This window comes from Streptomyces sp. SLBN-31 (assembly GCF_006715395.1).
GTDB lineage: Bacteria > Actinomycetota > Actinomycetes > Streptomycetales > Streptomycetaceae > Streptomyces.
Map to the genome: position 1 here is coordinate 1402572 of NZ_VFNC01000001.1, position 26905 is coordinate 1429476.

22 protein-coding genes and 1 riboswitch are annotated in these 26905 nt (G+C 71.1%); of the genes, 12 read left to right on the top strand and 10 right to left on the bottom strand.

Going from position 1 to position 26905, the window contains the following annotated elements:
- Positions 1-9 precede the first annotated feature (9 nt).
- Entirely contained in the window at positions 10-1254 is a 1245-nt protein-coding gene (locus FBY22_RS06525; protein ID WP_222127747.1) for a multidrug effflux MFS transporter, read from the bottom strand.
- Positions 1255-1289: 35 nt separating this feature from the next.
- Between FBY22_RS06525 and FBY22_RS06530 the strand changes: the two genes are divergently transcribed.
- On the top strand, positions 1290-1760 hold the full coding sequence (locus FBY22_RS06530; RefSeq protein ID WP_142143122.1) for a MarR family winged helix-turn-helix transcriptional regulator: 471 nt from the start codon (positions 1290-1292) through the stop codon (positions 1758-1760).
- 86 nt (positions 1761-1846) lie between these two features.
- On the opposite strand, the gene FBY22_RS06535 is transcribed toward FBY22_RS06530, so the two are convergent.
- A complete protein-coding gene (locus tag FBY22_RS06535) occupies positions 1847-3103 on the bottom strand; it encodes a citrate synthase (RefSeq protein WP_142143124.1) in 1257 nt (418 codons plus the stop codon).
- Between the two features lie 140 nt (positions 3104-3243).
- On the opposite strand from FBY22_RS06535, the gene FBY22_RS06540 reads away from it, so the two are divergent.
- Positions 3244-4410: a citrate synthase/methylcitrate synthase gene (locus FBY22_RS06540; protein WP_142147407.1), complete on the top strand. Its 1167-nt coding sequence runs from the start codon at positions 3244-3246 to the stop codon at positions 4408-4410.
- A gap of 167 nt (positions 4411-4577) precedes the next feature.
- On the opposite strand, the gene FBY22_RS06545 is transcribed toward FBY22_RS06540, so the two are convergent.
- Together FBY22_RS06545 and FBY22_RS06550 are read right to left on the bottom strand one after the other, a co-directional pair.
- A complete protein-coding gene (locus FBY22_RS06545; protein ID WP_142143126.1) occupies positions 4578-4817 on the bottom strand; it encodes a hypothetical protein in 240 nt (79 codons plus the stop codon).
- Positions 4818-5083: 266 nt separating this feature from the next.
- Positions 5084-5641 carry a DUF6082 family protein gene (locus FBY22_RS06550; RefSeq protein ID WP_142143128.1) on the bottom strand — a complete coding sequence of 186 codons (558 nt, stop codon included), beginning with the start codon at positions 5639-5641 and terminating at the stop codon, positions 5084-5086.
- 323 nt (positions 5642-5964) lie between these two features.
- Between FBY22_RS06550 and FBY22_RS06555 the strand changes: the two genes are divergently transcribed.
- The gene (locus FBY22_RS06555; protein WP_142143130.1) at positions 5965-7041 is read left to right on the top strand and encodes a GTP-binding protein; all 1077 of its coding nucleotides are present in this window, start codon (positions 5965-5967) and stop codon (positions 7039-7041) included.
- Here FBY22_RS06555 and FBY22_RS06560 read toward each other — a convergent pair.
- On the bottom strand, positions 7038-9491 hold the full coding sequence (locus tag FBY22_RS06560) for a DNA topoisomerase (ATP-hydrolyzing) subunit A (RefSeq protein WP_142143132.1): 2454 nt from the start codon (positions 9489-9491) through the stop codon (positions 7038-7040). The two genes, FBY22_RS06555 and FBY22_RS06560, sit on opposite strands and share 4 nt — an antisense overlap.
- A 319-nt stretch (positions 9492-9810) precedes the next feature.
- On the opposite strand from FBY22_RS06560, the gene FBY22_RS06565 reads away from it, so the two are divergent.
- The 4 genes from FBY22_RS06565 (at position 9811) to FBY22_RS06580 (ending at position 14615) form a co-directional block, all read left to right on the top strand.
- Positions 9811-11205 (top strand): pitrilysin family protein, encoded by a 1395-nt coding sequence (locus FBY22_RS06565; RefSeq protein WP_142143134.1) that lies wholly within the window; start codon positions 9811-9813, stop codon positions 11203-11205.
- Positions 11202-12590, top strand: coding sequence for a pitrilysin family protein (locus FBY22_RS06570; protein WP_142143136.1), 1389 nt, complete (start codon positions 11202-11204; stop codon positions 12588-12590). Before FBY22_RS06565 ends, FBY22_RS06570 begins: the two co-directional genes overlap by 4 nt.
- A gap of 202 nt (positions 12591-12792) precedes the next feature.
- Positions 12793-12957, top strand: a riboswitch (cyclic di-AMP (ydaO/yuaA leader).
- A gap of 12 nt (positions 12958-12969) precedes the next feature.
- Positions 12970-13743 carry a M23 family metallopeptidase gene (locus FBY22_RS06575; protein WP_142143138.1) on the top strand — a complete coding sequence of 258 codons (774 nt, stop codon included), beginning with the start codon at positions 12970-12972 and terminating at the stop codon, positions 13741-13743.
- 188 nt (positions 13744-13931) lie between these two features.
- Complete coding sequence (locus FBY22_RS06580) at positions 13932-14615, top strand: GntR family transcriptional regulator (RefSeq protein WP_142143139.1); 684 nt, start codon at positions 13932-13934, stop codon at positions 14613-14615.
- Positions 14616-14753: 138 nt separating this feature from the next.
- On the opposite strand, the gene FBY22_RS06585 is transcribed toward FBY22_RS06580, so the two are convergent.
- On the bottom strand, positions 14754-15035 hold the full coding sequence (locus FBY22_RS06585; protein WP_067441040.1) for an HPr family phosphocarrier protein: 282 nt from the start codon (positions 15033-15035) through the stop codon (positions 14754-14756).
- A 189-nt stretch (positions 15036-15224) separates the two neighbouring features.
- Between FBY22_RS06585 and FBY22_RS06595 the strand changes: the two genes are divergently transcribed.
- Genes FBY22_RS06595 through FBY22_RS06610 form a run of 4 tightly spaced genes read left to right on the top strand, consistent with a single transcriptional unit; the run spans position 15225 to position 20648 of the window.
- Positions 15225-18053 (top strand): bifunctional GNAT family N-acetyltransferase/acetate--CoA ligase family protein, encoded by a 2829-nt coding sequence (locus FBY22_RS06595; RefSeq protein WP_142143141.1) that lies wholly within the window; start codon positions 15225-15227, stop codon positions 18051-18053.
- 54 nt (positions 18054-18107) lie between these two features.
- Positions 18108-18704 (top strand): DUF5998 family protein, encoded by a 597-nt coding sequence (locus FBY22_RS06600; RefSeq protein ID WP_142143143.1) that lies wholly within the window; start codon positions 18108-18110, stop codon positions 18702-18704.
- Positions 18704-19948, top strand: coding sequence for an alkaline phosphatase family protein (locus FBY22_RS06605; protein ID WP_142143145.1), 1245 nt, complete (start codon positions 18704-18706; stop codon positions 19946-19948). Before FBY22_RS06600 ends, FBY22_RS06605 begins: the two co-directional genes overlap by 1 nt.
- A 52-nt stretch (positions 19949-20000) precedes the next feature.
- Entirely contained in the window at positions 20001-20648 is a 648-nt protein-coding gene (locus FBY22_RS06610; protein WP_142143146.1) for a thymidine kinase, read from the top strand.
- Between the two features lie 18 nt (positions 20649-20666).
- Here FBY22_RS06610 and FBY22_RS06615 read toward each other — a convergent pair whose 3' ends face one another.
- A complete protein-coding gene (locus FBY22_RS06615; protein ID WP_142143148.1) occupies positions 20667-21470 on the bottom strand; it encodes a VOC family protein in 804 nt (267 codons plus the stop codon).
- Positions 21471-21767: 297 nt separating this feature from the next.
- On the opposite strand from FBY22_RS06615, the gene FBY22_RS06625 reads away from it, so the two are divergent.
- Positions 21768-22607 (top strand): sulfurtransferase, encoded by an 840-nt coding sequence (locus FBY22_RS06625; RefSeq protein ID WP_174267098.1) that lies wholly within the window; start codon positions 21768-21770, stop codon positions 22605-22607.
- 256 nt (positions 22608-22863) lie between these two features.
- Here FBY22_RS06625 and sepH read toward each other — a convergent pair whose 3' ends face one another.
- The 3 genes from sepH to FBY22_RS06640 all read right to left on the bottom strand — a co-directional run bounded on the left by sepH (position 22864) and on the right by FBY22_RS06640 (position 26834).
- Positions 22864-23904 (bottom strand): septation protein SepH, encoded by a 1041-nt coding sequence (gene sepH / locus FBY22_RS06630; RefSeq protein ID WP_142143153.1) that lies wholly within the window; start codon positions 23902-23904, stop codon positions 22864-22866.
- Positions 23905-24316: 412 nt separating this feature from the next.
- The gene (locus FBY22_RS06635; RefSeq protein ID WP_142143155.1) at positions 24317-25636 is read right to left on the bottom strand and encodes a D-arabinono-1,4-lactone oxidase; all 1320 of its coding nucleotides are present in this window, start codon (positions 25634-25636) and stop codon (positions 24317-24319) included.
- Entirely contained in the window at positions 25596-26834 is a 1239-nt protein-coding gene (locus FBY22_RS06640; RefSeq protein ID WP_142143157.1) for an MFS transporter, read from the bottom strand. The genes FBY22_RS06635 and FBY22_RS06640 overlap by 41 nt, the downstream gene beginning before the upstream one ends.
- Positions 26835-26905: the final 71 nt, after the last annotated feature.

The window sequence follows — 26905 nt, forward strand, 5'->3', positions numbered from 1 at the left end:
CGGGTTGATTCATGCACGGCGGACGTTGAGGACGGCCAGCGCGGCCGCGCTACAGATCACCATGGTGGTGCCCATGCTCACCGCGGTGACCTGGCCGGGCAGGCTCATGGCGGAGGCGGCGAGCCCGCCGACGAGGAACTGCAGCAGCCCTTGCAGGGAGGAGGCGGCTCCAGCGGCCGAACCGTGGCCGCCCAGCGCCAGGGACGTGGCGTTGGCCAGCACGATGCCGAGCATGGACATCACCAGGAAGAGGCACGTCAGCAGCAGCGGGAGCGGGAGGTGGAACGCGGCGCAGCTCAGGACGCCGGCGGAGCCGAGGGTCGCCACGGTCAGGCTGACGCGCAGCAGCGTGTGCTCGTCGGCGACGCGACCGACGAGCATGCCGCCGACCTGCCCGAGCAGCACGATGCCCAGACCGTTGAGGCCGAAGACGAGACCGAACTGCTGGGCCGTGAGGCCGTACGCGTCCTGCAGGACGAACGACGATCCGGAGATGTAGGCGAACGCGGCGGCGAACATCAGTGCCGCGGCGAGCACGTACCGCATGTACCGGACGTCGGTGGCCAGCGCCCGGAAGGTCCGCAGCGTGGCGCCCAGGTGGGCCGGCGCCCGGTTGGCGTCCGGCAGCGATTCGGGCAGCGCGAAGACCACCGCGAGCAGGAGGACGGCGCCGACGACGGCGAGCACCAGGAACACCGCGCGCCAGGTGGTGAGCGTCAGCAGTTGGCCGCCGATGACGGGTGCCACGACCGGGGCGACGCCGTTGACGACCATCAGGGTGGAGAAGAACCGGGTCATGGCGGTGCCGGAGAACAGGTCCCGCACGATGGCCCGCGCCAGGACGGTGCCGGCCGCCGCACCCAGCGACTGCAGGATCCGGCCGGTGATCAGCCAGCCGACCGAGGGCGCCAGCGCACACCACAGCGACCCCGCCAGGTACAACGCCATGCCGGCCAGGAGCGGGCGGCGCCGGCCCCAGGCGTCCGACAGCGGGCCGACGATCACCTGGAAGACGGCCAGGCCGACGACGAACGCCGTGAGGGTCATCTGGACCAGCGGTGCGCTGGTGTGCAGTTGGTGCGCCATGTCTGGCATGGCGGGCAGGTACATGTCGATCGTGAGCGCACCGAAGGCACTCAACGAACCGAGGATCAGGGCCAGCCGCGCACGGCCTGCTGGGGTCGCCGGCTTCGCGTCGTCGGCGCCCTCCGCCGCGGCGAACGCCGACCGGTCTCCTTCATTGATTATGGACACATAATTATGATGGCATAATTCAGTAGGGTGGCGCCATGCCTCGCGACAAAGAAAACGCCGTCGGTACGGACGATGGTGGGCCGCTCGCCGATCTCGCCGACCTGATCCTCAACGTCGGCCGACTGGTGCGGGCCCGCACTCCGGAAGGCCCGCAGGTGGTGACGCTGACCGAGACGGAGCGGCACGTGATGCGCGTCGTCGACCTGTATCCCGGAGCGGCGCCCAGCGAGATCGCCCGCCGCACCCGGCTGCAGCGCACCAATGTCAGCACGGCGCTGCGCAGCCTCGAGAGCAAGGGGATGGTCTCCCGCGCCGCCACCGAGGGCCGTGGCGTCGCCGTGCGCCCGACCGAGCGCGCGGCGGCCAACCTCCACATCCTGCGCGCCGCCTGGGCGCGGGAACTCGCCGCCATCCTGGGCGACGACCTCGACACGGTCCGGCAGTGCACCCAGCTGCTCAGCCACCTGGAACAGCGGCTCACCGCCGACGATCAGGGCGGATCATGACCGCCGAAGGCCCGACACCGACCGGAGCCGGGATGCGGCGGATCATCCGTCTGTGGCGACTCCGAATCCCATGTTGAGGTGATCAGTCACTCAGGAAGGGGCCGGGGCGGCTTCGGGCCCACGTAGTGCCCGCTCGGGCGCATGCGCAGCGGTCGCTCCCCGTACTCCTCCAGCGCGTGGGCGATCCAGCCCGCCGTACGGGCCACGGCGAAGATCGTCTCACCCGCGGTGGCGGGCATCCCGCAGGAGGCCGTGAGCGCGGCGAGGGCCAGGTCGACATTGGCGTGCAGCGGGCTGTGACGGGCGGTGGTGGCGACGATGTCGCGGGCCGCGGCGAGCGCGGGGCCGGCGTTCGGCATCTCCTCAAGGAGGCCGAACAGGACACGCGCGCGTGGATCCTCGCCCGTGTAGAGACGGTGGCCGAGTCCGGGGATGCGACGCCCGGCCCGCAGCTCCTCGGCGATGACGGGGCCCGCGTCGCCCTCGTCGAGTACGTCCATCAGCAGCCGGTGCGCGAGCCCGCTGGACGCCCCGTGCAGGGGACCCTCCAGCACGCCGAGGCCGGCGGAGACGGCCGCGTAGGCGTGCGCGCGGGCCGAGGCGGCGACGCGCACGGCGAGGGTCGAGGCGGCGAGATCGTGGTCGACGAGGAGGGCGAGCGCGGTGTCGAGGGCGCGCAGCGAGGCTTCGTCGGCGTCCCTGCCGCTGAGCCGTGACCACAGGCGCTGGGCCAGCGGGCCTTCGTCGCGGCGGTAGGTCCCCCGTTGCGGCAGGGCGGCGACCAGGGTGGGGATCAGCGTGCGCGCGGTGCCGAGCACGGCTTCCTCGGACAGGTCGAAGCGCAGCGGGTCCGCGGTCCCGGCGCCGATCGCGGCGACCCTCAACCGGTCCGTGGGGCTGGTGTGTTCGGGCAGGCCGTCGACGGCGCGGCGGGCGATGAGGACGGCGGCTTCGGGCGCGGTGAAGGTCGTTCCCGGTCGCATGCGGCCGGTCCACAGCCACTCGGCGACCTCTTCGTAGGAGTGGCGGGTGGCGAGTTCGGTGGCGTCCACGCCCCGGAAGTAGTAGCGGTCCTCCTCGATGAGCGTGATGCGGGTCCGGACGGACAGCTCGCCGCCCGACCCCGGACTCCCGCTGCTCTCCCGTCTGTTGCGCCGGGCGAGGGCCTCCACTTCCCGGCCGTCGAAGGTGCTGCCCCGGCCGCCCGGCACGCGCCGGCTGCTGAGCTGGCCGCGGCTCACGTACGCGTACACGGTCTCGGGCTTCACGCCCAGGAGTTCGGCGGCTTCCTTGGTCGTCAGCCGCCGTTCCGCGGAATCGGGGGAGGGGTCTTGATCGCGCATGGGGTCACCGTATCCGCCTAGCGACGCATGGATGGGATGACTTGATTCAATCAATATTGACAGGAATTAAGTCAAGCATGGACAGTCAAATCAAGTCCAGGCATGAGCAGGCAAGTCCAGGCAAGACCAGGGAGGAAATCATGTCCGTCAACAGGTCTGTGGCCACGACCGTCAAGGTGCCGCGAGGACTCGCCGGTGTGGTCGTCACCGATACCTCGATCGGTGACGTGCGGGGGCTCGAGGGCTTCTATCACTACCGCCAGTACTCGGCCGTGGAGCTCGCTCGAACTCGCGGCTTCGAGGATGTCTGGCACCTCATGGTCCATGGCGAACTGCCGGACGCGGCGCGACGGGACGCCTTCGTCGCGCAGACGGTGGCGCTGCGGCGGCCGCCGGAGGAGGTGCGCGCGGTGCTGCCCGCGATCGCGGCGGCGAGCGGTGGCTCGGGGCCGCTGGCCGGCATGCGCACCGCGCTCTCGCTGCTCGGCGCGGCGAAGGGCTTCAGGCCGGTGTACGACATCGAAGCGGACGAACGCCGTCGGGACACCCTCGCCGCGGTCGCCGCCGTACCCACCCTCCTCGCCGCTCTGCATCGACTGGAGCGGGGTCTCGAACCGGTGGAACCGCGCGAAGACCTTCCGTACGCCGCCAACTACCTCTACATGCTCACGGGTTCGGAACCGGAACCGCGTCAGGCCCGGGCGATCGAGCAATACTTGATCTCAACCATTGATCACGGATTCAACGCATCAACCTTTACCGCCCGCGTCATCGCGTCGACCGGAGCGGACGTGGCGGCATGTCTGGTGGGCGCGGTGGGAGCCCTGTCGGGACCTCTGCACGGCGGAGCGCCGAGCCGGGCCCTGGACACCCTGGACGCCATCGGCACACCCGACCGCATAGACCCCTGGATCCGAGAGCGCGTCCTCGCAGGCGACCGCATCATGGGCTTCGGCCACGCGATCTACCGCACGGAGGACCCCCGCTCCCGGATGCTCCGGGAGATCGCCCAGAGTTTCGGCGGCTCGCGGGTCGAATTCGCGGTCGAGGTCGAGCGGCAGGTGGAGGCGATCCTGGCGGAGCTGAAGCCGGGCCGCGAGCTCCACACGAACGTCGAGTTCTACGCGGGCGTGGTCATGGAACTGTGCGGCCTGCCCCGCGAGATGTTCACCCCGACCTTCGCGGCGGCCCGCATGGTCGGCTGGAGCGCCAACATCCTGGAACAGGCGGAGGACCGGAAGATCATCAGGCCGGTGGCGCGGTATGTGGGGCCGGGGGCGCCGGTGGCGGTGCCGAAGGCGGCGTGAGGAACGCGTGCGGCCTGGTGCCGTTCTGGCGCCAGGCCTCATCGGTGGGCCGAGCAGTGACGGGGTGCCGGCTGCTCGTCAGTTGTGCGTCCGGCTCGGTCCGTGGTTGCGTGCAGCCGGGAAGTCAGAGGGGGACGGCCCAGGGTGAGGCTCGCCCATACAGAAGATCAGGCGTCGGGGATGTCAGCCTTGGCGCGAATCAGGGTTTCGCGGGTGATCACCACAATGCGCTCGTAGTCGGCACGTGAGGCGTCAGACGGCAGGTCGGTGTCGAGTGAGTCGGTGACATCTGTGCCGATGATGGCGAAGCGGCCGTCGGACAGCTCGAAGATGTCCGGGCAGTTTCCTCCGCCCGCGCTGCCCCGGTCGCGAGGAGGGACACCGAGGCGGCGGATGATCTGACTCACAGTTGTTTTCCTCTTGTCTTTGGTTCAGTGCATGCGCCGGCACTCCGGCTGCAGTCAGGAGAACATGCTGGCAAGAGGGGGGTTTCCTGCGGGTCAACCTGGTGACGGCCACAACGATGCCGGTATCGGAGCATCCTCTTGGGTGGCGCCTGGGAAGAGGGGTCTTTTTATGGGTTCGTTATCACTCGATCAAGCGAGCCCATGTGGGTGGTGGAAGGGTGCGCTGAGCGTTGACGTTCCGCTACGGGCGGCCGGCCCTCACATCCCTACTCCGTAGGCGGCTCGCCTACCACCCACCACTCGTCCACGTCCGCTTCATCCAGCTGACGTAGGAGATCGTCGACCATGCGACCGAGCTCTGCCTCGTCGGAGTCGTCGGCGATGGTCGCCCTCTGATGCTGAGTCGCATACCAGTACTCCCTGACGATCGGGTTCTGGAGCAGACCGCGGACAAAACCGAAGAACTCCTCGCGACTGATGTTGCCCACGCGGTACGCGAAGAGTTGGTTCGTGTAGAGGGCGTTGGCGAAGAGATACTGCGCCCGCCTTGTCGGCGACGACGGAACCTCGAAGATGTCAAGAACCTCTGCCAGTTCAGGGTTGTCGATTGCCTTGCTCAGCAGCTCCCAATGCAGCCTCTGCTGGCTGGCAAGATTGGCCTCGCGCTGTGCGTACGGGGTCTGTTCCAGGCGCTCCAGCCGGGTCTTCAGCTGCTCATGAACCTGGCGCTGGGAGGCGCGGGTGGCCAGCGCGCCGAAGGCTACCCCCAGGCCGGCCGCAGCCGCATAACGGAGTCCCCGTGTCCCGAAATTCTGTGTGGCCATGTCAACTACCCCCGAATCGGGCGGCCGTTCCGCCGGTCGTCGGGGTGCGGGTCGACTGATGGGGACCGGCGAGCGGTGGGCGGCGCTTGCCGTCTCCCAGGGTGCCGAGCGGCTCTGATCGGCGGGGAGGCGGAGAGGAGGCGCACGGAGGGAAGCGAGGGTCGCACACTCCGGCGCCTTGCCAGACGTCTGCCCCGCCAAAGCTGCTAACAATCGTTCACTTCGCGGTGATTATTCCGGCTCGTATCCTGGTCCGGCAGTCACAGCTCGTACGTGCGTCGGCATCACGCTCCGGCGCACAGCAGCGCGAAAGAGGTCGCACGTTGAGTCAGCCGAGTTCTGGCATCCGGCAGATCCCGGTCGTCGTACTCGCCGGATTCCTGGGTTCCGGCAAGACCACCCTCCTCAACCACCTCCTGCACCGCAGCGGCGGCAGCCGTATCGGCGCCATCGTCAACGACTTCGGCGCCATCGAGATCGACGCGATGGCCGTCGCCGGCGCGCTCGGCGATTCCACCCTCTCCCTCGGCAACGGATGCCTGTGCTGCGCCGTCGACGTCGGCGAACTCGACGGCTATCTCGCGAAACTCGCCGCCCCCTCCACCGGCATCGACGTCATCGTCATCGAGGCCAGCGGGCTCGCCGAGCCACAGGAACTCGTGCGCATGGTGCTCGCCAGCGAGCATCCGGGGATCGTCTACGGCGGCCTCGTCGAGATCGTCGACGCCGCCGAGTTCGACGACACCCGCGCCAGGCACCCCGAGATCGACCGGCATCTCGCACTCGCCGACCTCGTCGTCGTCAACAAGCTCGACCGTGCCGCGGACGGTGACAGGGTCCTCGGGCTCGTGCGCTCCCTCGTCGACCGCGCCGCCGTCGTACCCGCCTCCTACGGCCGTGTCGACCCCGAGTTCCTCTTCGACTGCAGGCCCAGCGAGGAGCGCGTCGGGCAGCTCTCCTTCGACGACCTGCACGACGACGAGCACCACGACCACGACCACGACGGCGCCGGGCACCTGCACGCCGCCTACGACAGCCTCGCCTTCAGTTCCGAAGTGCCCATGGACCCCCGGCGGTTGATGCGGTTCCTCGACAGCAGGCCCGAGGGGCTGTACCGCATCAAGGGCTACGTCGACTTCGGCGCGCACGACGTCCGCAACCGGTACGCCGTACACGCCGTCGGACGCTTCCTGCGCTTCTACCCGGAGGCCTGGCCGGACCGGGACCTCCGCCTCACCCAGCTCGTCCTCATCGGCTCGGGCATCGACGCGGCCGCCCTCGGCAAGGAGCTGAAGGCGTGCGAGAGCGACGCCCCGCACACCGTCGACGAGCACGGCATGTGGGGCGTCCTGCGCTACGTACAGGATCCCGAGCAGGAGTTCGTGGAGCCGCCGGTCTAGACGGGGCCCGCCACCACCGCCACCGTCTTCGGCAGGGACACGCCCGAACCGTCGCGGCGCGGGTCGATGTCCGGGAGGTCGGCCGGGGTGCCGTTCTTCTGGGCCGCCTTGGCCGGGACGGCGCCCGCCCAGGCCAGGGACAGGCAGTCCTCGCCCTTCAGGAACCGCTGGCAGCGCACACCGCCGGTGGCGCGGCCCTTGCGCGGGTACTGGTCGAACGGGGTCAGCTTGGCCGTCGTCTGGACCGAGTCGTCGAGGGTGCCGCGCGAGCCCGCGACCGTGAAGACCATGGCGTCCGCCGCCGGGTCCACGGCCGTGAAGGAGATGACCTTCGCGCCCTCGGCCAGCTTGATGCCCGCCATGCCGCCCGCCGGACGGCCCTGCGGGCGGACCTGGGAGGCCTGGTAGCGCAGCAGCTGGGCGTCGTCCGTGATGAAGACCAGGTCCTCCTCGCCGGTGCGCAGCTCCACCGCGCCCACGATCCGGTCGCCGTCCTTGAGCGTGATGACCTCCAACTCCTCCTTGTTGGTCGGGTAGTCGGGCACCACACGCTTGACCACGCCCTGCTCGGTGCCGAGCGCGAGGCCGGGGGAGGACTCGTCGAGCGTGGTCAGGCAGACCACCGTCTCGTCGCCCTCCAGGGACACGAACTCGGTCAGGGGAGCACCGCCGGAGAGGTTCGGCGCCGACGCCGTCTCCGGCAGCTGCGGCAGGTCGACGACGTTGATCCGCAGCAGCCGGCCGGCCGAGGTGACCGCGCCGATCTCGCCGCGCGCCGTGGCCGGCACCGCGGAGACGATCACGTCGTGCTTCACCCGCCTGCCCTCGGCGTCCGCCGGGAACGGCTCGCCGTTCGCCGTACGGGCCAGCAGGCCCGTCGAGGAGAGCAGCACCCGGCAGGGGTCGTCCGCGACCTGCAGCGGTACGGCCGCCGGGGCGCCCGACGACTCCAGCAGGACCGTGCGCCGCTCGGTGCCGAACTTCTTGGCCACCGCGGCCAGTTCGGAGGAGACCAGCTTGCGCAGCTCGCTGTCCGACTCCAGGATCCGGGTCAGCTCCGCGATCTCCGCGTTGAGCCGCTCCTTCTCCGCCTCCAGCTCGATGCGGTCGTACTTGGTCAGGCGGCGCAGCGGGGTGTCGAGGATGTACTGGGTCTGGGTCTCCGACAGCGAGAAACGCCCCATCAGGCGTTCCTTGGCCTGCGCGCTGTTCTCGCTGGAGCGGATCAGCCGGATGACCTCGTCGATGTCGACCAGGGCGGTGAGCAGGCCCTCCACCAGGTGCAGGCGGTCGCGGCGCTTGGTGCGGCGGAACTCGCTGCGGCGGCGCACGACCTCGAAGCGGTGGTCGAGGTAGACCTCGAGGAGTTCCTTAAGGCCGAGCGTGAGCGGCTGCCCGTCCACCAGGGCGACGTTGTTGATGCCGAAGGACTCCTCCATCGGCGTCAGCTTGTACAGCTGCTCCAGGACGGCCTCCGGGACGAAGCCGTTCTTGATCTCGATGACCAGGCGCAGGCCGTGCTCGCGGTCGGTGAGGTCCTTGACGTCGGCGATGCCCTGGATCTTCTTCGAGCCGACGAGATCCTTGATCTTGGCGATGACCTTCTCGGGGCCGACCGTGAAGGGCAGTTCGGTGACGACCAGGCCCTTGCGGCGGGCGGTGACCGTGTCGATTTCGACCGTGGCGCGGATCTTGAAGGTGCCGCGGCCGGTCTCGTACGCGTCCCGGATGCCGGCGAGGCCGACGATCCGGCCGCCGGTGGGCAGGTCGGGCCCCGGCACGTGCCTCATCAGGGTCTCCAGATCCGCGTTCGGGTAGCGGATCAGGTGGCGGGCGGCGGCGATGACCTCGGAGAGGTTGTGCGGCGGCATGTTCGTCGCCATGCCGACCGCGATGCCCGACGAGCCGTTGACCAGCAGGTTAGGGAAGGCGGCCGGCAGGGCGACCGGCTCCTGCTCCTGGCCGTCGTAGTTGGGCGCGAAGTCGACGGTGTCCTCGTCGATCGACTCGGTCATCAGGCTCGTCGCGGCGGCCTGGCGGCACTCCGTGTACCGCATGGCGGCCGGCGGGTCGTCGTTGCCCAGCGAGCCGAAGTTGCCGTGGCCGTCGACCAGGGGCACGCGCATGGAGAACGGCTGCGCCATGCGCACCAGGGCGTCGTAGATCGACGCGTCGCCGTGCGGGTGCAACTTACCCATGACCTCGCCGACCACGCGCGCGCACTTCACATAGCCGCGGTCGGGGCGCAGGCCCATCTCGTTCATCTGGTAGACGATGCGGCGGTGCACCGGCTTCAGGCCGTCACGGGCGTCGGGCAGGGCGCGGGAGTAGATGACCGAGTACGCGTACTCGAGGAAGGAGCCCTGCATCTCGTCGACGACGTCGATGTCGAGGATGCGCTCCTCGAACGAGTCGTCGGGCGGCGGGGTCTTCGTGCTGCGGCGGGCCATCGCTGCCGGCTCCTCTTTTCTGGTCGCTCGCCTACGGGTCGCTCACGGCCCCTTCGGCTCACGCTTGCTGAAGCATGAACGGGATCTGACGCGACCATTGTGGACCGCGGCACTGACAACCCGGGCCAGGACCCGGTGTGGGCGGTCCGGCCCGGCGGGCGGGGGTCGCCCTCGCCGCGGCTGCCCGCAGGCTACGCGATCCGCTGTGGGCGTACGTCGTCCGGGAACTTCGCCGCCGGTCCGCCCGCTTGCATACAGTGGCAGGACCGGCAGGAAAACAGCGGTTTCCAGCACCGCATCCGCGATCGAAGGGACGTACATGCCCATGGGTCACACGGCCACAGACCAGGCAGGCACCGGGGGCCTGACAGCGACCGAGCACCGCCTGGCCAACGGCCTGCGCGTGGTGCTCTCCGAGGACCACCTGACCCCGGTCGCGGCGGTGTGCCTCTGGTACGACGTCGGCTCGCGCCACGAAGTCAAGGGCCGGACCGGCCTGGCTCACCTCTTCGAGCATCTGATGTTCCAGGGTTCGGGGCAGGTCAAGGGCAACGGCCACTTCGAGCTGGTGCAGGGCGCCGGCGGCTCGCTCAACGGCACCACCAGCTTCGAGCGGACCAACTACTTCGAGACCATGCCCGCCCACCAGCTGGAGCTCGCCCTCTGGCTGGAGGCCGACCGCATGGGCTCCCTGCTGGCCGCCCTGGACGACGAGTCCATGGAGAACCAGCGGGACGTCGTCAAGAACGAACGCCGGCAGCGCTACGACAACGTCCCGTACGGCACCGCCTTCGAGAAGCTGACCGCCCTCGCCTACCCGGAGGGCCACCCCTACCACCACACGCCGATCGGTTCGATGGCCGACCTTGACGCGGCGACCCTGGAGGACGCGCGCGCGTTCTTCCGCACCTACTACGCGCCCAACAACGCCGTTCTGTCGGTCGTCGGCGACATCGACCCCGAGCAGACGCTCGCCTGGATCGAGAAGTACTTCGGCTCCATCCCCGGGCACGACGGCAAGCCCGCGCCCCGCGACGGCATGCTCCCCGACGTCATCGGCGAGCAGCTGCGGGAGGTCGTCGAGGAGGAGGTGCCGGCGCGCGCCCTGATGGCCGCCTACCGGCTGCCGCACGACGGCACGCGCGAGTGCGACGCCGCCGACCTGGCGCTCACGGTCCTCGGCAGCGGCGAGTCCTCCCGCCTGTACAACCGGCTCGTGCGGCGCGACCGTACGGCCGTTGCGGCCGGCTTCGGACTGCTGCGCCTGGCCGGGGCGCCCTCGCTGGGCTGGCTGGACGTGAAGACCTCCGGCGACGTCGAGGTGCCGGTCATCGAGGCCGCCATCGACGAGGAGCTCGCCCGGTTCGCCGCCGAGGGCCCCACGAGCGAGGAGATGGAGCGCGCCCAGGCCCAGTTGGAGCGCGAGTGGCTGGACCGGCTCGGCACGGTCGCGGGCCGCGCCGACGAACTGTGCCGCTTCGCCGTCCTGTTCGGCGACCCGCAGCTCGCCCTGACCGCCGTCCAGCGCGTCCTGGAGATCACCCCCCAGGAGGTCCAGGAGATCGCCAAGGCCCGCCTGCGGCCGGACAACCGGGCGGTGCTCGTCTACGAACCCGTCTCCGGACAGGTCGCCGAGGACGTCGATCCCCCCGAAGACCCCGAGGCCGAGGCCACGGTCGAAGCCGGCGACAAGAACGAGGAGGCGGCCAAGTGAGCGAGCTCGCCACGATGGAGTTCCACCCGCAGCCCCAGGCCGGCGAGGCCAGGCCCTGGGCGTTCCCCGCGCCCACGCGCGGGGCGCTCGACAACGGCCTGACCGTGCTGCGCTGCCACCGCCCCGGACAGCAGGTCGTCGCCGTCGAGGTGCTCCTGGACGCACCTCTGGAGGCCGAGCCGGCCGGCTTCGACGGCGTCGCCACGATCATGGCGCGTGCCTTCTCCGAGGGCACCGACAAGCACTCCGCCGAGGAGTTCGCCGCCGAGCTGGAGCGCTGCGGCGCCACCCTCGACGCGCACGCCGACCACCCCGGCGTCCGCCTCAGCCTCGAAGTGCCGGCCTCCCGTCTGGCCAAGGCGCTCGGCCTGCTCGCCGACGCCCTCAGGGCGCCCGCGTTCGCCGACGGCGAGGTGGAGCGGCTGGTCCGCAACCGCCTGGACGAGATCCCGCACGAGCTGGCCAACCCCTCCCGCCGGGCGGCGAAGGAGCTCTCGAAGGAGCTGTTCCCGGCGACCTCGCGCATGTCCCGCCCGCGGCAGGGCACCGAGGAGACCGTCGAGAAGATCGACGCGGCCGCCGTACGCGCCTTCTACGACCGTCACGTCCGGCCCGCGACGGCCGCCGCGGTCGTCGTCGGCGACCTCACCGGCATCGACCTGGACGCCCTGCTCGGCGAGACCCTGGGCGCCTGGACGGGCTCCAGGGCCGAGCCCCGTCCCGTGCCGCCGGTGACCGCCGACGACACCGGGCGCGTGATCATCGTGGACCGTCCCGGGGCCGTCCAGACGCAGCTGCTCATCGGCCGCGTCGGCGCCGACCGCCACGACCGCGTGTGGCCGGCGCAGGTGCTCGGCACGTACTGCCTGGGCGGCACGCTCACCTCCCGCCTGGACCGCGTCCTGCGCGAGGAGAAGGGCTACACCTACGGTGTGCGCGCGTTCGGGCAGGTCCTCAGGTCCGCCGCGGACGGCACGGGCGCGTCGATGCTCGCCATCAGCGGCTCCGTCGACACCCCGAACACCGGCCCGGCGCTCGACGACCTCTGGAGGGTGCTGCGCACGCTCGCCGAGGGCGGCCTCACCGACGCCGAGGTCGACGTCGCCGTGCAGAACCTGGTGGGCGTGGCACCGCTGAAGTACGAGACCGCGGCGGCTGTCGCGAGCACCCTGGCCGACCAGGTCGAGCAGCACCTGCCCGACGACTACCAGGCGACGCTGTATCAGCAGCTGGCCGCGACCGGCACGGTGGAGGCCACCGCGGCGGTCGTGAACGCGTTCCCGGTGGACCGTCTGGTGACCGTCCTCGTCGGTGACGCGGCGCAGATCAAGGAGCCGGTGGAGGCGCTCGGCATCGGTGAAGTGACCGTGGTTTCCGCCGAGTAGCGGCACGCGCGCGTGGAGGGCCCTGGTGACTGACCTGTCACCAGGGCCCTCCTATGTCCGAATTGGCGCGGAATTGAAGGAGAGATGCCCGTCTGCCCTGTGGGATGCGCTACAAAAGCCGCGATCCGTTTGGGGATTGAAAGGCGGCCCGCTTAGCGTCATCCGGGCTGTTCGTCAGGCAGTGCGCCGCACCCGCGGCACCGGACAGTCATCGCCGAATCCCCGTACGGCGCGAGCCAGGGGAGCCGGGGACCCACCGCAGTCCCTGGGGTGAATCGGACGCCCGCGCGAGTCGCGAGGGGGTCCGTAGGAGACCTTCCTGCTCCGAACCCGTCAGCTAACCCGGTAGGCGAGAGGGAAGGAAAGGACCAGCCTGTACATGGCGTTCATGTGCGCCACCGGGAAGCACCGTCGTCCCAGCCGGATCAAGCGTTCCACCGCCCAGGTCGCCGGAGTCGCGGCCCTCGCCACCACCGGTGTGATCGGTGCTCTCGCGGCCCCCGCGCTCGCCGCCGACAACTCCGTCGACGCCGTCGAGCAGACCGGCTTCACCCCCGTCATCATGATCGGCGACTCGATCGCCGAGAAGATCGACGCGCAGGCCGAGGCCCAGAAGCAGGCCGCCGAGGAGGCCGCTCGCAAGCAGGCCGCCGAGGAGGCCGCGCGCAAGAAGGCCGAGGCGCTCGCCAAGAAGGAGCGCGAGGCCAAGGAGCGCGCCGCCCGTGAGGCCGAGCGCAAGCGCCTGAACTCCTTCGTCGCGCCCATCTCCAACTCGTACGTCTCCACCGGCTACAAGGCCAGCAGCTCCCTGTGGTCCTCCGGCAGCCACACCGGCATCGACTTCCACGCCGCGAGCGGCACGTCCGTCCACGCGGTCGGCTACGGCACGGTCGTCCAGACCGGCTGGGGCGGGGCGTACGGCAACCAGATCGTGATCAGGATGAACGACGGGACGTACACCCAGTACGGCCACCTGTCGTCCATCGGCGTCTCGGTCGGCCAGAAGGTCGTCACCGGCCAGCAGATCGGTCTCTCCGGTTCCACCGGCAACACCACCGGACCGCACCTGCACTTCGAGGCCCGTACGACCCCCGAGTACGGCTCGGACATCGACCCCGTCGCGTACCTGCGCTCGCACGGCGTGAACGTCTAGCGACGCGTCACCGGACTCCGAGGACCCCGGCTCTCCGAGCCGGGGTTTTCGTCGTTTCTGTCGCCCCCGTGTCCAAAAAATATCCATGGATTCCGGCCCGCCGTCGGAAATTCCGGCTCATTGCAATAGAGTCGCTGGACACAACGTCAATCATCGACGTTTCACGGGGATTAAGACGGAGGTCGGTCATGCGTATTCCGGCGCACTCGGTGTGCACGGCCATCCGGGACGACATCGTGGCGGGTGTCTACGAGCGTGGTGGCCGTCTCACCGAGGAACTCCTCGCCCGCCGTTACGGCGTCTCGCGCGTCCCCGTCCGCGAGGCCCTGCGCACCCTGGAGGCCGAGGGCTTCGTGGTGACCCGCCGGCACGCGGGCGCGTGCGTGGCGGAACCGACCGAGCAGGAGGCCGCCGACCTGCTGGAGATGCGCATGCTGCTGGAGCCGCTGGGTGCCTCCCGGGCCGCCCAGCGACGCACCGAGGCCCACCTCAAGGTCCTGCGCGGCCTGGTCAGGCTGGGCCAGGAGCGGGCCAGGAGGGGCGGCAGCGAGGATCTGCGCTCCCTGGGCGGCTGGTTCCACGAGACGCTCGCCCAGGCCTCCGGCAGCCCCGCCCTGACCTCGATGCTGACCCAGCTGCGCCACAAGATCGCCTGGATGTACGCGGTGGACGCGCCGGCCAACCCCGTGGAGTCCTGGGCGGAGCACGGCGCGATCGTCGACGCCGTGGCCCGGGGCGACGCCGAACGCGCGCGGGCGATCACAAGCCTGCACACCGAGCGCTCGACCGCCGCGCACCGGCTGCGGTTCGGCGGCGGGAACGGTGTGAGGAACTCGCAACATCCCGTAAACATGTCGAGCCTGCGGCATTAACACGAGCGCCGTATACAAAGAGCAGGGAATTCGAGGGGGCTATTTCATGCTGTCCGCCGTCGTGAATTCCCGACCCCGGCACGGGAAATGCGAAGGGCCCGCCCAATAATTCGGACGAGCCCTTCTGCGGTGCCGCGATCAGACGGTCTCGGGAAGCTCCTCGAGCCCCTCGGAGACCAGCTTGGCCAGACGGTCGAGGGCGACGTCCGCGCCCTCGGCGTCGGAGGCGAGGACGATCTCCTCGCCACCCTGGGCGCCCAGACCCAGGACGGCCAGCATGGAGGCCGCGTTGACGGGGTTGCCGTCGGCCTTGGCGATCGTCACCGGGATACCTGCGGCCGTGGCGGCCCGGACGAAGATGGAAGCGGGGCGGGCGTGGAGGCCCTCGGCCCAGCCGACGTTGACGCGGCGCTCAGCCATGTGATGCTGCCCTTCGGTGTTCAGGTTGTCTAGACCAGTTTCCCACAACGTGAAGAGTCTCCGGAGCGGTTCTCACGTTCCGTCCGGGGTGGATGGTCGGGCCGCGGCCTCGGCCCGATCGACGTCCTCTTCGGTTCTGTCACAGACTGCCTCGCGCCGCTGTCGGACGCGAGCCGTACTCTGGGGCCCATGCAGACCACGCCGGACCGGCACGAGTACCCCGCCCATTGGGAGGCCGACGTGGTGCTGCGCGACGGCGGCACCGCGCGCATCCGCCCCATCACCGTCGATGACGCAGATCGCCTGGTCAGCTTCTACGAGCAGGTCTCGGACGAGTCGAAGTACTACCGCTTCTTCGCGCCCTACCCTCGCCTGTCCGCCAAGGACGTCCACCGCTTCACGCACCACGACTTTGTGGACCGGGTGGGACTCGCGGCCACGGTCGGCGGCGAGTTCATCGCCACCGTACGCTATGACCGCATCGGCGCCGACGGAACGCCCGCGTCCGCGCCCGCCGACGAGGCCGAGGTGGCCTTCCTCGTCCAGGACGCCCACCAGGGCCGCGGCGTCGCCTCCGCCCTCCTCGAACACATCGCCGCCGTCGCCCGTGAGCGGGACATCCGCCGCTTCGCCGCCGAGGTGCTGCCCGCCAACACCAAGATGATCAAGGTGTTCACGGACGCCGGGTACACCCAGAAGCGCCACTTCGAGGACGGCGTCGTCCGCCTGGAGTTCGACCTCGAACCCACCGACCGCTCCCTCGCCGTGCAACGCGCGCGTGAGCAGCGCGCCGAGGGGCGTTCCGTACGGCGGCTGCTGGCACCCGGCTCCGTCGCCGTCGTCGGCGCCGGCCGCGCCCCCGGGGGAGTGGGCCGCAGCGTTCTCGACAACATCCGGGACGCCGGCTACGCGGGGCGCCTGTACGCCGTCAACGGCGCCTTCCCCGAGGACCTCAAGGAACTCGACGGTGTCCCCGCCCACCGCTCCGTGCGGGACATCGACGGCCCCGTCGACCTCGCCGTCGTCGCCGTTCCCGCCGACCACGTCCCCCAGGTCGTCACCGAGTGCGGCGAGCACGGCGTCCAGGGACTCGTCGTGATCTCCGCCGGGTACGCCGAGAGCGGCCCCGAGGGACGCGAGCGCCAGCGCGAACTCGTCCGGCAAGCGCGCACGTACGGCATGCGGCTCATCGGCCCGAACGCCTTCGGCGTCATCAACACCTCCGAGCAGGTACGGCTCAACGCCTCCCTCGCCCCCCAGATGCCCCGCCCCGGCCGCATCGGCCTGTTCGCCCAGTCCGGCGCCATCGGCATCGCCCTGCTCTCCCGGCTGCACCGACGCGGCGGCGGCGTCACCGGCGTCACCGGCGTGTCCACCTTCGTCTCCTCCGGCAACCGCGCCGACGTCTCCGGCAACGACCTCATCCAGTACTGGTACGACGACCCGGACACCGACGTCGTCCTGATGTACCTGGAGTCCATCGGCAACCCCCGCAAGTTCACCCGCCTCGCCCGGCGCACGGCGGCCGCCAAGCCGCTGGTCGTCGTGCAGGGTGCCGGTTCGGCACCGCAGGGCCACGCCGTACGCGCCACCCGGCTGCCGCACGCCACGGTCTCCGCGCTGCTCAGGCAGGCCGGCGTCATCCGCGTCGACACGATCACCGAACTGGTCGACGCCGGACTGCTGCTCGCCCGCCAGCCGCTGCCGGCCGGACCCCGGGTGGCGATCCTGGGCAACTCCGAGTCGCTCGGGCTGCTCACCTACGACGCCTGCCTCGCCGAGGACCTGAGGCCGCAGCGGCCGTTGGACCTGACCACCGAGGCCTCCGCCGCGGACTTCCACACGGCACTGCTGCACGCGCTGGAGGACGACTCCTGCGACGCGGTCGTGGTGACGGCGATCCCGGCCATCGGGGAGGTCTCGCCCGGCGACGCGGAACTGGCCGAGGCGCTGCGGTCGGCCGCCCAGGCCGTCCCCGGCAAGCCCGTGCTGGTGGTCCACGTGGAGCTCGGCGGGCTCGCGCAAGCCCTGTCCGCCGCGGCGAGCACCGCACCCCAGACCGGTTCGAGCACCCCCTCCGGCGCCCGGCTGCGCCCCTCGCAGATGCTGCCCCCCACGACCCAGGCGGCCCCCGCCGCGAGCGCCCCCGCGGAATCCCGCCTCATCCCCGCCTATCCCGCCGCCGAGCGCGCCGTACGGGCCCTCGCCGAAGCCGTGAACTACGCCCGGTGGCGGCGCGAGGCCGTCGAGCCCGGCAGGGTGCCCGAGTACGAGGACATCGACGAGAAGGGAGCCGCCGAGCAGATCGACGGCCTGCTCGCGCGCGGGCAGGGCCTCACCCTCGGCACCGAGGAGACCCACCAGCTCCTCGGGCGGTACGGCATCGACGTACGCAGGGCCGTCCCCGCCTTCACCCCGGACGACGCGGTCCGGGCCGCCGACGGCATCGGCTACCCCGTCGCCCTCAAGGCCACCGCCCCGCACCTGCGCCACCGCGCCGACCTCGGCGGCGTACGCCTCGATCTCGCGGACGAGGAACAACTGCGCCGCGCGTACGCCGAGTTGACGGAGCTGTTCGGCGAGCCGGAGGAGCTCCGGCCGGTGGTGCAGGCCATGGCGCCACGCGGCGTGGACACCATCGTGCGGGCCGTCATCGACCCGGCGGCCGGGGCCGTGGTCTCCTTCGGCCTGGCCGGACCGGCCTCCCAGCTGCTCGGCGACATGGCTCACCGGCTGGTCCCGGTCACCGACCGGGAGGCGGCCTCCCTGGTCCGGTCGATCCGGACGGCACCCCTGCTGTTCGGCTGGCGCGGCTCGACCCCCGTCGACACGCCTGCGCTGGAGGAACTGCTGCTGCGGGTGTCACGGCTGGTCGACGACCACCCCGAGGTCGTCGCGGTCAGTCTGGAGCCGGTCGTCGTCGCCCCCCGTGGCCTGAGCGTTCTCGGCGCCTCCGTCCGGCTGGCGCCCCCGCCCGCCCGGGACGACCTCGGCCCGCGCACGCTCCCCGTCTACTGAGACGTGCATCCGGACGGCCTGAGCGGTGCCTCGCAGCCGACGCGCCACCGTAGGATGGACGTCATGGCCAAGACCAGTACGACGACCCAGGGGCTGCGTGCGGCGATCGAGCGCAGCGGCTACTACCCGGCCCTCGTGGCCGACGCGGTGGAGGCCGCCGTGGGCGGCGAGCCCATCCGGTCGTACCTGGTCCACCAGGAGACGACGTTCGACCAGAACGAGGTCCGGCGGCACGTCACCGTGCTGGTCCTCACCGGCAACCGCTTCATCGTCAGCCACACCGACGAGCAGGCCGCCGACAGCACCTCCCCGACCCCGTACGCGACGACGTCCACCGAGTCCGTGAAGCTCGGCCGGATCTCCTCGGTCGTGGTCAGCCGCGTGGTCGCCAACCCGGAGCAGTACACGCCGGGCACCCTGCCCCGCGAGGTCGTCCTCACCATCGGCTGGGGCGCCGTCTCCCGCATCGACCTCGAACCCGCTGCCTGCGGCGACCCCAACTGCGAGGCCGATCACGGCTACACGGGCAACTCCACCGCCGACGACCTCAGCCTGCGCGTCAGCGAGGCCGGCGACGGCCCGGAGACGGTGCGCCAGGCGCTCGCCTTTGCCCAGTCCCTCTCCGAGGCGACTGCGGACACCACCCGCTGATGGCCCACCCGCCGCGCCCCGCCGCCCATGACCGGGGGCGCTCCGCGCCCACACCTCCTGATTCTCCCTGGGACGCCCACCCCGAACCCCTCTCCGTCGCCTCCGCGCCCCTGCCCGAGTACGGCAGCGGCTCCCTCGCCGACCTGCTGCCCACCCTGGCCGCAGGAATGGGCGTACCGGACACGACGGCCGCGATCACCGAACTGGTCCCCGCCGACCGCAACTGCGTGTTCCTGGTCGACGGCCTGGGCTGGGAACAGCTCAAGCGCCACGCGGAGGAGGCGCCCTTCATGACCTCGCTGCTCGGCAGCTCGCGCGGTGGCACCGGCCGCCCCCTGACCACCGGCTACCCGGCGACCACCGCGACCTCCCTCGCCTCCGTCGGCACCGGCCTGCCCCCGGGCGCGCACGGCCTGCCCGGCTACACCGCGCGCAACCCGGAGACCGGCGAGCTGATGAACCAGCTGCGCTGGCAGCCGTGGACACCGCCGCAGGCCTGGCAGCCGTACCCGACGATCTTCCAGCTCGCCCACCGGGCCGGCGTGCACGCGGCCCAGGTGTCCTCCCCGACCTTCGAGAACACCCCGCTGACCAAGGTCGCGCTCAGCGGCGGAACGTTCCACGGGCGGCTGTCCGGCGAGGACCGCATGGACCTCGCCGCCGAGCAGCTCGCCGCCGGCGACCGCTCCCTGGTCTACACGTACTACGCCGAACTCGACGGCGCCGGACACCGCTACGGCGTCGACTCCGACACCTGGCGCGGCCAGCTCATGCACGTCGACCGGCTCGTCCAGCGGCTGGCCGAGCAACTCCCGCCGCGCACCGCGCTGTACGTCACCGCCGACCACGGCATGATCGACGTGCCCTTCGACGAGGAGCACCGCATCGACTTCGACGAGGACTGGGAACTGCGCGCCGGGGTCGCCCTGTTGGGCGGCGAGGGCCGGGCCCGTCACGTCTACGCCGTCCCCGGCGCCGAGAACGATGTGCTGACGTGCTGGCGCGAGGTGCTCGGCGAGCAGTTCTGGGTGGCCTCGCGGGAGGAGGCGATCGCGGCGGGCTGGTTCGGCCCGCACATCGACGACCGCGTCCGCGCCCGCATCGGCGACGTCGTGGCGGCCGCCCGCGACGACGTCCTCATCATCGCCTCCGAGCGGGAGCCGAAGGAGTCGGCGATGGTCGGCAACCACGGCTCGATGACCCCTGCCGAACAGTTGGTCCCGCTGCTCGAAGTACGCTCCTGAAGCGCTGCCCGTCCTCCTGCCGATCCGTCCGCCGAAAGGTGCTCGACCTTCCATGCCCGAGCTGGTGTTCTTCTCCGGAACGATGGACTGCGGGAAGTCCACGCTGGCTCTGCAGATAGAGCACAACCGTTCGGCGCGTGGCCTGGCGGGCATGATCTTCACGCGTGACGACCGCGCCGGCGAGGGCAAGCTCTCCTCGCGGCTCGGCCTGGTCACCGACGCGGTGGAGGTCGAGGACGGCCAGGACCTCTACGCCCATCTCGTCGACCACCTCTCGCAGGGCGGCCGCGCGGACTACGTCATCGCCGACGAGGCACAGTTCCTCGCCCCGGAGCAGATCGACCAGCTCGCCCGCGTCGTCGACGACCTGGGCCTGGACGTCTACGCCTTCGGCATCACGACCGACTTCCGCTCCAAGCTGTTCCCCGGCTCCCAGCGCCTGGTCGAACTGGCCGACCGCGTCGAGGTGTTGCAGGTCGAGGCGCTGTGCTGGTGCGGCGCCCGCGCCACCCACAACGCCCGCACCATAGGCGGCGAGATGGTCGTCGAGGGCGCCCAGGTGGTCGTCGGCGACGTCAACCAGGCCGAGGCCGTCGGCTACGAGGTCCTGTGCCGCCGTCACCACCGCCGCCGCATGACGGCGGCCACGGCCCGGGCGGCGGCGCTGTCCCCGGACGTGCTGCCGGTCTCCCCGGCCTGACCCGGCCGCCTCCGCGGCTCAGCGGGGGCTCTGGATCAGGGAGAACAGCGCTCCCTCCGGGTCCGCCACCGTCGCCACCCGCCCGTGGGCGCTGTCCTTCGGCGGCTTGAGGACGTGCCCGCCGAGCTCGACCAGCCGCGTGGCCGCCTCGTCCGCGTCCGCCACCTCGAAGTACGTCATCCAGTGCGGACCCCGGTCCCGGGGGAGTGCGTTGCCGACGCCGTGCAGGCCGGCGACCGGGCGGCCGTCGATGTACAGGGTGACGTAGTCGAAGTCGGCGGAGACGACTTTCCTCTCCTCGTAGCCGAAGACCATCTCGTAGAACTTGGCCACACCGGCCGTCTCATAGGTGACCAGTTCGTTCCACGTGGGGGTGCCGGGCACGTCGGTGAGGGCCGTGCCGCCGTGGGCGGCGCCCTGCCAGATCCCGAAGACCGCGCCGGAGGGGTCCGAGCCGATCGCCAGCCGGCCCGCGTCGGCCGCGTCGAGCGGGCCCACCCCGACCGTGCCGCCGCACAGCCGTACCGTCTCCGCGGTCAGGTCCACGTCGTCCGAGGCGAGATACGGCGTCCAGGCGATGGGGAGTTGGCGGTCCGGGGGCAGCTGGCCGATGCCGGCGACCTCGTAGCCGTCCAGCAGGGCCCGCACGTGGGGGCCGAGCTGGTGCGGGCTCGGTTCGAACTCCCAGCCGAACAGCGCCCCGTAGAACTCCTCGGTCGCCGTCAGCCCGTGCACCATCAGACTCACCCCGCAGGGCGTACCCGGTCTGTGTCCGGCCCGCTCTTCGCCGTTCGGGCCGGCCGACTCCCGTGCCTCCGTCATCGTCACTCTCTCCTCGACCCCTCGCGGTGGCCGTGTCGCGTCCGCTTACCGGATCCCCGTGCCGATGCTCGCACCACCCGCGGTGCCGCGCGCCGCGGGCGCGCTCGCCACGCCGAGCCCCGTGTCCGGAGCATGCCGGGTGTGCGGTTTCCCGTCCGTTTCCGCGCGGTGCCGACGGATGTCGATCCGTTGCACAGCATGTGCCCGAACCCGTACGCCTCGTGATCGGGCCTGCCCGGCGGAGCAGAGTAGCCGGACATGGACGATGCGGCCACCCCGTGCGCGAGGATGGTGGCCATGAACGCCATCATCTCCGCTTCCGAACTCGCGAGCGACCTCGCGGGCGGCACCCCGCCCGTCCTGCTCGACGTCCGCTGGCAGCTGAGCCTCGCCAAGGCGCCCTTCGACGGGCGTGCCGAGTACGCGGCCGGGCACATCCCCGGCGCCGTGTACGTCGACCTGGACTCGGAGCTGGCCGCCGCGCCCGACGAGCGCGGCCGGCACCCGCTGCCCGACCTCGACGTCTTCGGCGCCGCCATGCGCCGGGCAGGTGTCTCCACGGGGACGCCGGTGGTCGTGTACGACGGCGGGCTGGGCTGGGCGGCGGCTCGCGCCTGGTGGTTGCTGCGCTGGACGGGTCACCCGGACGTGCGGGTCCTCGACGGCGGGTTGCCGACGTGGGAGGGCGACCTGGAGACGGCCGTGCCGACACCCGCGGCGGGTGACTTCGTGCCGGTGCCGGGTGCCATGGGGCTGCTGGACGCCGACGGCGCTGCGGCGCTGGCGCGTTCGGGGGTGCTTTTCGACGCACGGGCGGGGGAGCGGTACCGGGGCGAGGTGGAGCCGATCGACCGGATCGGCGGGCACATCCCGGGGGCGGTGTCGGCGCCGACGAACGAGAACGTCGGTACGGACGGGCGATTCCTGCCCGCAGAGCAGCTGGCCGAACGGTTCAAGTCCCTCGGCGCGGGCGGCGGTTCGGACGTCGGCGTGTACTGCGGCTCGGGCGTCTCGGCGGCGCACGAGGTGCTGGCGCTGGCGGTGGCGGGCATTCCGGCGGCGCTGTACGTCGGGTCGTGGTCGGAGTGGTCGTCCGACCCGAACCGACCGGTCGCCGTGGGGCCCGACCCGCAGTAGTACGCGCGAAGAGGCCCGCACCGTCGCCGGTGCGGGCATCGGCCGGCCGGCAGCCCGTGGCGGCTGTCGCCGGCGTCACGCCGTCACGGCCCTGAGCACCGGCACGGCCTGTCATCGGGCCCGATTGTTCAGTGGCCCGTGGCAGCCCTTCGGCGGTGGGTGCGAATCGCTTGCCCATGCGATACGCCGAGGCCCGCACCGTCGCCGGTGCGGGCCTCTTGTCATGCCGAGCCGGCGTCAACCGCCGTACGCCCGGTTACTCCTGCTTCTTGCGCCGTGTGCCGAAGACGATCTCGTCCCAGCTCGGGACCGCGGCCCGGCGGCCGGGGCGGACGCCGTCGGCCTCCGCCTGGCGGTCCGTGGCGCCGATCAGGCGGTCGCGGTGGCTGCCGACGGAGCGGGGCATGAGCACGTCCGCGTAGGCGGAACCGGCCGAGGCCGCGGGGGCCGGGGGCTCCTCCGCCTCGGGCTCGACGACGGGCGGCTCCTCCTCCTCGGGCACGGTGTCCGACGGCCGCTCCGGGACGACCAGGTCGCCACGGAAGCTCGGTACCGCCTCCAACAGGCTGGTCAGCGAGTCCCGTTCGCCCGCGATGCTCTCCTCCACCGCCTCGGACGCCGGGGCCGGCAGGCTCGGCCGGTCCAGGGAACGGTCCAGCGGACGGTCGCGCGGCAGCCGTGCGATGCGCGGTACGAAGGGAAAGCTGGGCTCCGGCGCGGCGAGGTCGTCGGACTCGCCGATGAGCGAGCGCGCCTCCTCGTCGACGGCCTGGACGAGCCGCCGGGGCGGGTCGTACGTCCAGCTCGCCGAGTGCGGTTCGCCCGCGACCCGGTAGACCAGCAGGACCTCCCAGGTGCCGTCGTCGCGGCGCCAGGAGTCCCACTGCACCGTGTCCTTCTCGGCGCCGCGCAGCAGCAGCCGCTCCTGGACGGCCTCGCCGAGCTGGGGTCCGGCGTTCTCACCGGGACGGCGGACGGGTGTCTTGCGGGCCCGCTCGGCCATGAACGCGCGCTCGGCGAGGACAGGGCCCTCGAAGCGCCGTACCCGGTCGACGGGAATGCCTGCGAGCTGGGCGACCTCTTCCGCGGTGGCACCGGCGCGTATACGCGCCTGGATGTCGCGGGGGCGGAGATGGCTTTCGACCTCGATCTCGATCTGCCCGAGGCGGGGTCGGTCACCGCGGACGGCGGCGCGCAGCCGCTCGTCGATCGGCAGCGTGTACTCCGTTGAGTCGGCAGCCTTCAGCACCAGCCGTGTGCCGTCATTGGAGACGGCCACGACACGCAGTTCGGGCATGGGGACCTCCCGGGTGGTGCCTGCCGACGTCACGTGCGTCGCTGCTTCCGCTAGTCGAGTGTGGCCTGCCCGGGTGCAGCCTGCCACAACCTTGCCGAGTTGCCCGGCGTGTCGGGCACGGGCCCTGGATCGCCGTTATGGCACGGTTACCTATTCGCAACGCTAAGTGACCAACTCCGTCACCCTGTGCAACTAGCCCCCTCCCGGCGGTCCTTCAAAGCCCCGGACGCCCTGGCGGGAGACCGGACCCAGGGCTCGCAACAGTACTCCATTTGGACCACGTGCGTGGATTGGCACGCCACCCAACTTCTGGCAACGGACCGGAGTTGACCGCCCGTTGCCCGTTTTCCGGATCTTGAACGTGGCGTACTTCACGCAATCGCCAGAAATGGAACCAATGGCTTCGGCCGTCCTACGAGCCCAACACCCTTCGCAGGTAGTCGTTCTGGAACCGCCGGTCGGGGTCGAGCCGGTCCCGCAGCGCGGTGAACTCGCCGAAGCGGGGATAGACGCCCGCGAAGTACTCGGCGTCGCGCGTGTGCACCTTGCCCCAGTGCGGACGTCCCTCGTGCGCGGTGAAGATGCGCTCGGCGGCCGTGAAGTACGCCTGATAGGGCGTGCCCTTGAACATGTGTACGGCGACGTAGGCGCTGTCGCGGCCCGACGCGGTGGACAGGGTGATGTCGTCGGCGGGCGCCGTGCGCACCTCGACCGGGAAGCTGACCCTGAGGTCGGAGCGGTCGACCATCGCCTTCAGTTCGAGCAGCGTCTCGGCCAGGGCCTCGCGCGGAACGGCGTACTCCATCTCCACGAACCGCACCCGGCGCGGCGATGTGTAGACCTTGTAGGGAATGTCGGTGTACGTCCGCGCGGACAGGGCCCTGCTGGAGACCCGGGCGATCGTCGGGACGGTGGCAGGCACCGCCCGGCCGACCCACTGGGCCACCTGGAAGACGCCGTTGGAGAGGAACTCGTCCTCGAACCAGCCCGCGACCGGGCCGACCGGCTTCTCCGGGCCCGCGCTGCGGTTGTTGCGCTTGGTGTTGGTGCTGCCGGTGTGCGGGAACCAGTAGAACTCGAAGTGCTCGTTCTCGGCCCACAGGGCGTCGAATTCGGCGAGCACCCGGTCGAAGGGCATCGGCTCCTCGCGTGCCGTGAGCAGGAAGACCGGCTCCACGGCGAAGGTGATCGCGGTGACGATGCCGAGGGCACCCAGGCCGATCCGCGCGGCCGCGAACACCTCCGGGTTCTCCTTCTCGGAGCAGGTGAGCACCGTTCCGTCGGCGGTGACCAGCTCCAGCCCCTTGATCTGCGCGGCGATGGAGGCCGAGTCGCGTCCCGTGCCGTGGGTGCCGGTGCTGGTGGCACCGGAGACGGTCTGCTCCATGATGTCGCCCATGTTCGTGAGCGAGAGCCCCTCACGCGCGAGCGCCACATTGAGCCTCTTGAGCGGGGTGCCGGCCTCCACCGTGACGGTCATGGCGTCGCGGTCGATCTTGCGGATGCCGGTCAACAGTTGAGGGCGGATCAACACACCGTCGGTGGCCGCGATGGACGTGAAGGAATGGCCGGTGCCGACCGGCTTCACGGTCAGCCCGTCCTCCGCGGCCTGCCGGAGGGCCGCCGCCAGCTCCTCCACGGAAGCGGGCGTGACCTCCCGCGCGGGGCGGGAGACGACATTGCCGCCCCAGTTACGCCACGTGCCGTTCTTCCCGCTCGCTGTGCTGCTCAACGGTGCCTCCCCGACGCGGAGCCGGCCTGCTGAGCCGGCGGTACCCCAGGAAACCGACCGCGACCGCGACGGCCCCGGACACTGCCGGAACCCCGTACCCGACCCGCGCGCCGGCCGCGTCGATGACCCAGCCTGCCATGGAGGAGCCGAGCGCGACGCCGACCGCGAGCCCGGTGCTGATCCAGGTCATGCCCTCGGTCGACTGCGCGCGTGGTACGTGCTCTTCGATCAGGGACATCGTCGTGATCATCGTGGGAGCGATGGACAGACCCGCGACGAAGAGCGCCACGGCCAGAAACGGCAAGTTTCCGACCAGTAGGAGGGGGATCATACTCACGGCCATCGCGCATATGCCCAGCAGCCAGCGACGCTGTGGGGCTCCTGAGAAGCGCAGCAGCCCGAACACGATCCCGGCCACGCAGGATCCGGCCGCGTACAGGGCGAGCACGACGCTCGCGGCCCCCTTGTGGCCCCGCTCGTCGGCGAAGGCCACCGTCACCACGTCCACCGCTCCGAAGATCGCCCCGGTGGCCACGAACGTGGCGACGAGAACCTGCAGCCCGCGCGAGCGCAGCGCCGACCCGCCGCTCTGCCTGGTCCGGGGATGCGGCTCCGGTTCGGTGCTCCGCTGGGCGGTCAGCCAGAAGACGCCGACCGCCAGGAAACAGGCCGCCAGGAGGGGCCCGGCCTCCGGGAACCAGGCGGTCGACAGCCCGATGGAGATGATCGGCCCGAGGATGAAGCACATCTCATCGACCACCGACTCCAACGAGTACGCGGTGTGCAGCATCGGGGTGCCGCGGTACAGGTTCGCCCACCGGGCCCGGACCATCGCCCCGAGACTGGGCACGGCCCCGATCCCGGCGGCGCACACGAAGAGCACCCAGTCCGGTCCGCCGAAGGAGGTGGCGAACAGCAGCCCGGCCGCCGACGCGAGTGCGACCAGCGTGGCCGGCCGCAGCACCCGGCGCTGCCCGAACTGGTCCACCAGGCGCGATATCTGCGGCCCGATGGCCGCGGCGGCCAGCGCGATGGTGGCCGACAGGGCGCCTGCGAGGCCGTACCGCCCACTGATCTGCGAGATCATCGTGACGACACCGATGCCCATCATGGACAGCGGCATCCGGCCGAGGAAGCCCGCGGCGGAGAAGCGTCCGGAGCCGGGTGCGGCGAACAGGGCGCGGTAGGGACTCGGCACGGCGGGCTCCGGTCGGGCGGGAGGGAGGGTACGGGAGGAGAGGTACGGAGGAGAGGCAGACGTAAGGCGCG

Bases quoted from the DNA above. Each gene is read 5' to 3' on its own strand.
- FBY22_RS06575 (WP_142143138.1), top strand. From the start codon at position 12,970: ATGGCGTTCATGTGCGCCACCGGGAAGCACCGTCGTCCCAGCCGGATC.
- FBY22_RS06585 (WP_067441040.1), bottom strand. From the start codon at position 15,035: ATGGCTGAGCGCCGCGTCAACGTCGGCTGGGCCGAGGGCCTCCACGCC.
- FBY22_RS06565 (WP_142143134.1), top strand. From the start codon at position 9,811: ATGCCCATGGGTCACACGGCCACAGACCAGGCAGGCACCGGGGGCCTG.
- FBY22_RS06595 (WP_142143141.1), top strand. From the start codon at position 15,225: ATGCAGACCACGCCGGACCGGCACGAGTACCCCGCCCATTGGGAGGCC.
- FBY22_RS06615 (WP_142143148.1), bottom strand. From the start codon at position 21,470: ATGACGGAGGCACGGGAGTCGGCCGGCCCGAACGGCGAAGAGCGGGCC.
- FBY22_RS06625 (WP_174267098.1), top strand. From the start codon at position 21,768: ATGAACGCCATCATCTCCGCTTCCGAACTCGCGAGCGACCTCGCGGGC.
- FBY22_RS06610 (WP_142143146.1), top strand. From the start codon at position 20,001: ATGCCCGAGCTGGTGTTCTTCTCCGGAACGATGGACTGCGGGAAGTCC.
- FBY22_RS06540 (WP_142147407.1), top strand. From the start codon at position 3,244: ATGTCCGTCAACAGGTCTGTGGCCACGACCGTCAAGGTGCCGCGAGGA.
- FBY22_RS06600 (WP_142143143.1), top strand. From the start codon at position 18,108: ATGGACGTCATGGCCAAGACCAGTACGACGACCCAGGGGCTGCGTGCG.
- sepH (WP_142143153.1), bottom strand. From the start codon at position 23,904: ATGCCCGAACTGCGTGTCGTGGCCGTCTCCAATGACGGCACACGGCTG.
- FBY22_RS06580 (WP_142143139.1), top strand. From the start codon at position 13,932: ATGCGTATTCCGGCGCACTCGGTGTGCACGGCCATCCGGGACGACATC.
- FBY22_RS06550 (WP_142143128.1), bottom strand. From the start codon at position 5,641: ATGGCCACACAGAATTTCGGGACACGGGGACTCCGTTATGCGGCTGCG.
- FBY22_RS06530 (WP_142143122.1), top strand. From the start codon at position 1,290: ATGCCTCGCGACAAAGAAAACGCCGTCGGTACGGACGATGGTGGGCCG.
- FBY22_RS06560 (WP_142143132.1), bottom strand. From the start codon at position 9,491: ATGGCCCGCCGCAGCACGAAGACCCCGCCGCCCGACGACTCGTTCGAG.
- FBY22_RS06535 (WP_142143124.1), bottom strand. From the start codon at position 3,103: ATGCGCGATCAAGACCCCTCCCCCGATTCCGCGGAACGGCGGCTGACG.
- FBY22_RS06605 (WP_142143145.1), top strand. From the start codon at position 18,704: ATGGCCCACCCGCCGCGCCCCGCCGCCCATGACCGGGGGCGCTCCGCG.